At 37.3% G+C, this 5,048-nt stretch carries 2 protein-coding genes; both read left to right on the top strand.

Going from position 1 to position 5,048, the window contains the following annotated elements; all coding sequences use genetic code 11:
* Positions 1-440: 440 nt before the first annotated feature.
* Entirely contained in the window at positions 441-3,005 is a 2,565-nt protein-coding gene (gene bafA / locus U736_RS0108385; protein WP_026500651.1) for a BafA family autotransporter, read from the top strand.
* A 407-nt stretch (positions 3,006-3,412) separates the two neighbouring features.
* The coding region (locus U736_RS0108380) for a pertactin-like passenger domain-containing protein (protein WP_026500650.1) at positions 3,413-5,048 on the top strand (1,636 nt) is incomplete at its 3' end.

The following is a 5,048-nucleotide window of genomic DNA, read 5'->3' as shown; positions in this document are numbered from 1 at the left end:
GGTGAGGCACATTATGTTAAAGGACGTAAAACAAAACAGTCCCTTCAGGGTATTTTAGGTGTACGCTATAGTTTTTAATTATATGGTTATTTTTTAGTTATCTTTAAATGTATGATTGTTTTTAAAGGTCTTTAATGAAGGCTCAGAGAACAATTTTTCAGAGCATACAGCTTCGCTTTTCATGATAAACTGTATGCCCTTATATACTTTATTATGCATTACTTTTTCTTTGATAAGAAAACTCCGAGGAAATGCTAAAGAAGCACTATAAAAACGCCCTTATATTCTTGATCAAAAAAGTATTAAAAAAACTGTAAAGAACAGTTTTTTTATGAGATAAGGAGGATTTTTAAGAAGGATTGTTTGCAATCTAAGGTTGAAAATATATTTTGTAGAGCTAATTACGTTTAGTGTCTATGCAGGCGTGAAGGGGGGAGGATATGGCTCTACAATATAAATGGAAACAACATTGTTGGATACTCATGTTGAGCAGCTGTTTTGTGCAAGCTGCTGCTGCAAATGAGGGGGGAATACCACTTTTTTGTCAATCTTCAAGTTATGAAAGTGGCAAAATATTTCAGGATCAATACAATGAGGATATGAAAACAGGAAGATGCATTCTTGGAGCATCTAATGATGTTATTATAAGGACGCGCAATGAATTAGACTTTTTAAAAAAGCCTAGCGATTTTACTGAGGATAAGGGCGCTAGAGTGTTTGCGAGTCAACAAGAGCTTGACAGCAGTCGTCGTGACAATGTCGGATATAATTTACAAGAACAAAATATTGCGTTTCTTAAAAAACCTGAACTTATCTTCATTAAAGATGGGGCACTGTTAGAAAATTATGTCCTTGATAATGAAGGTAAAGCATACATTTCAAATGATGGCGAGAGTGATAGCCCAGGGCGATCCATTAATAATACTGTAAGGAATGGTGCAGAGCTTTATGTGTATGCAGGAGGTCTCAGTGAGAATAGTAAAATTGAACATGGTGGAACTGAAAATGTTGAGGCTTTAAATGGAAAACAAGGCTTTTCGAAAAATGCTGTCGTTAAAGAAGGTGGACAACAAAGTGTTGGAAATGGAGGAAAAGTAGAGGGGACTAAAATTTATGGTGGTGAGCAACTTGTTTTCGGGGAGGGGGATGTTGGAGGAGAAGTTAAAGGGAGTAGTGCTTCTCATACTGTCATTTATGGTCAAGATGAAATACTAGGCCAACAAAAAGTATATGATGGCGGAAAAGTTTGGGATACGAAAGTTATGCGAGGGGGCGTACAAGAGGTTGGAAAAAAATCTCAAAGTGCTAAAAATGGTGGTTTTGCATTTGACACAGAAGTTTTTGGCGGTGGTAAACAGCGTATCTTAAAAGGCGGTAAGGCTATTGGAGTTACTTTAAATGAGAGCGCTATTCAGGAAATATATGCTGATGGATCTGTAAAAAATCTAACAATGAATGATGAAACAAAATCATGGGTGCATGCTGGGGCAACATTAGAAGGCAAGACACAGGTAAATCATTCTGGGCAGATTCATCTTTATGCTGGGAATGATCAACATCATACCATAGTAGAAGATATTATTTTAAATGGAAAAGATACAAAACTGTACTCTATTACTGATGAGTTTGATGGAAAAAGTTCTTTGATACAAAAATTAAGTGGTGAAGGGAGTGTTATTTTTTCGTTTACAGGTTCTGATCCATATTATTCTCAGCTTCATGTGAATAATCTTTCAGGAAATTTACATTTCGCGTTCAATACTACGATTGCCCATAACCGTGGTGATTATCTCTTTGTTGAGAAAGGTGCTGGGAATCATACGATAAGTGTTGCTGATTCTGGAGTTGAAATCACGGATCCTTTTTCAAATAAGCGTGATTTAATTATGGATCAAAGTGGTGGCGCACATTTTACGCTGACAGATCTTAAGGGTGACAAAATTAACGCCGTTGATGGTGGAACTTATATGTATGACTTGAAAGAAAGAAAGGATGAAAATGGAAAAGTGTGGTTTTTATCTGCAGACCGCCTCAGTGGACCAGAAACCTCTATTCCAGATCCGGAAAATCCTTTTGCTCCTGGTGAGACATCTACAACACCCTCTACAGATGCGGTGTTAACGTTGTCCGTAGTTCCTGGACTTGTTTTTAACAATGAGTTGCAAATTGTAAGGAATGGTAGAAAAATTTGGAACAGAAATAGGAAAGATGTCGAACTATGGACTTATGCGATTAAGAGCAGAGAACGTATTGCGACAGGTCATACACACTTTAAGCTTGGGCAGACAGGTTTAGTCTTTGGTGCTGATCAGTTGAGTGAATTAAGGCATGGAGAGTTGTATGTTGGTGGTTTCGGTAGTTATGATCAAGCACGTATTTCTCATGCACGAGGTGGTAATAGTAATCTGAGTTCTTATAGCATTGGAACTTATGCAACTTATTTTGATCATCGCGGATGGTATATGGATGGTGTTTTGAAATATAATTATTACCGAGATAATTTGAAAGCTATCTCCACGAATGGTTTAGCTATTCAAAGTCATTACAATCAGTGGGCGATAGGTGGGTCATTTGAAATTGGTTGTTATTTTACACCGGCACAGAATACTTGGATGCAGCCTTATATCAAGCTAACAGGTTTGCAGGTTGAAGGTAAAAAAATAAAACTTTCAAATGGAATGATAGGTGATCTAAGCCCATTGGTTTCATTCCGCAGTGAAGTTGGATTAACTGCAGGACATGAATTCTTTGTGAATTCAGAAACTTCATTAACAGCTTACATTATGGCAGCTTGGTTGCGTGAGAATGTAAATAATAATTATACGACAATTAATAACCAGCATAAATTTATTACAGACTTATCGGGTAATGCAGGTAAATTGGGAATTGGTGTAAACGGTTCGGTCAATGATAAACTGACACTTTATGCGGAAGCACATTATCTAAAAGGACATAAGATTAAGAATGCTCTTCAAGCTATTTTAGGATTACGCTATAGTTTCTAAATATGTGTGTACGCGGCTGATTAACTTTATGAATGTAATTGTTTTGCAAGCTTAAAGAGATAATACTCGATTTTATCTTCTCGAGAGTGTAGAGATCTTCTCAAACAGTAAGGATATCTTTATACTCTCCTTTGAAGGCACGAGCGTTTTTTTTTCATCTATAACTTCAAATATTGAAAATTGTTCCTTGAACTCAAGTGAACAGTTTGAATTTTATTCAGATTTTCTGCCTTAAGTTAGAACTTTCTAGCTGCTTATATGTATGCAACTTAAAGTTGTTTATATTAAAAAATACACTTTAAAAGTGTTTTTAAACATAAATAAAACACATTACGATACAATCTAGGGCGAGTTACCTACGTAGCCGTGGGATACTTTTCTAAATAATTGAGAGTGGAGTGTTGATAATGCAGTATAAACATAAGTTAAGTTTTTCAGTATTGATGATCAGTAGTTGTCTTGTACAAGTTGCGAATGCAGTTGAGAACAGGAATGGAGAGCTAACAAGAGCAACACATGTGGGAAATAGAGAAAAGGAACAAGAAAATTTAGAACTGATTGCTCGTATTTTCAAAAATAATATTACGATTGAATATGGTGATGTAGAGCTTGTTGATAATGGAGAAACTTCCGTGGGGTCCACTATTAAAAAAGGAGGGATGCAAATAGTTACACGTGCAGGAATTGCATTGAGCGCCAAAATTTTTGGAGGTCAGCAGTTTATTCATGAAGAGCCAAATATTGATCTTACACGAGTGATTAGACAAAGTAGTGCATATAATGCCACAGTTACTGGTGGAGATGGAGTAATAGGGCAGCAGAATGTGTATGATGGGGCAGGGACTTGGTATACGAAAGTGGGGGATAACGGAGAACAAAATCTTTATGCAGGACAAAGAAAAGAGGGTGGAAAAGCAATGCATACAGAGGTCTCTGGGAATGGCAGACAGCATGTCTTAGCACTAGGGGAATCTTTGTCTACTACTTTGAAAGATCAAGCTATTCAAGTTGTATATCCTAGAGGGTTTGTGAATACTTTAACAATTACAGATTCTGCTAAATCGTGGCTACATGTTGGTGTAAAAGAAGTTGTTGGAGAAGTAAGGGTCAATGGTGGCGGAAAACTTTATTTATTCGCTGGTGACAGGACAAATCATATGACTAAGAAAAGCATTCCTATAGAAAGAAAACCTGATGAAATAATACTTGAGGTTGGTGAGCGAAATATAGGAGAAAAACCTCAGATTGAAATTGAAGATTTAGGGGGGCAGGGAGGAACTGTTATTTTTACTTCTATTCCGTATGATCCACGACATATTTTACTTCATGTTGAGAAACTTTCAGGGGATTTACATTTTCGATTCAATATTAGTGCTACGGGAGATTTGAATGATTACTTGTCGATTGGTAAAGGTGCAGGCGATCACAAAATAAGCGTTGCAGATTCTGGTCGTGAAATTACAGGTTCTCTCTCAAAAAGGAATAGTCTGGTTACTGAACTTCCGTTAATTACCGATAAAAGCCAAGAGGGAGGAGCTAATTTTACTCTGGCGGATTTTTCGGGGAAGGACATTACAGCTGTTGATGGAGGAACCTATCAGTATCGCTTGCTGAAGAGAGAAAGATGTGCTGATTCTAGTGGTCATTCTAAAATTTGGTATTTATCTAGAGCTTCTGAAGATATGGGACGTTCGGATACTGAGGCACAATGTGTGAATAAGAAAGCGAAGACTCCTCTTCCATTATCTGCGAGGAGTGGTACACAGTCTGATCAAGTTCCCTCTTCTGGAGGAAAAAATACAAGCCCTCGTAAACCTACTAAAAAAGAGATGCCCAAGCAACGTCCTCCACGTCATTTAAGAGAAGCACAAAATATCTCTAGTGTTTCGGTATCTTCCTCTCGAGAGGATCAGACTCGTGTCATGTTGCCTCCAGCAAGTTCTCTTCATTTTTCTGATGGAAAGCAACAGGCTGTTGTTTCAGAATCTTCACAATCTTTAGCCGATCAGATGATTTTGCGTCCAGTTCATAAAGAACAGCCTT

The organism is Bartonella grahamii ATCC 700132 (assembly GCF_000518085.1).
GTDB lineage: Bacteria > Pseudomonadota > Alphaproteobacteria > Rhizobiales > Rhizobiaceae > Bartonella > Bartonella grahamii.
The sequence above is the reverse complement of the archived record's forward strand: the minus strand, read 5'-3'. Positions and strand labels throughout refer to the sequence as shown.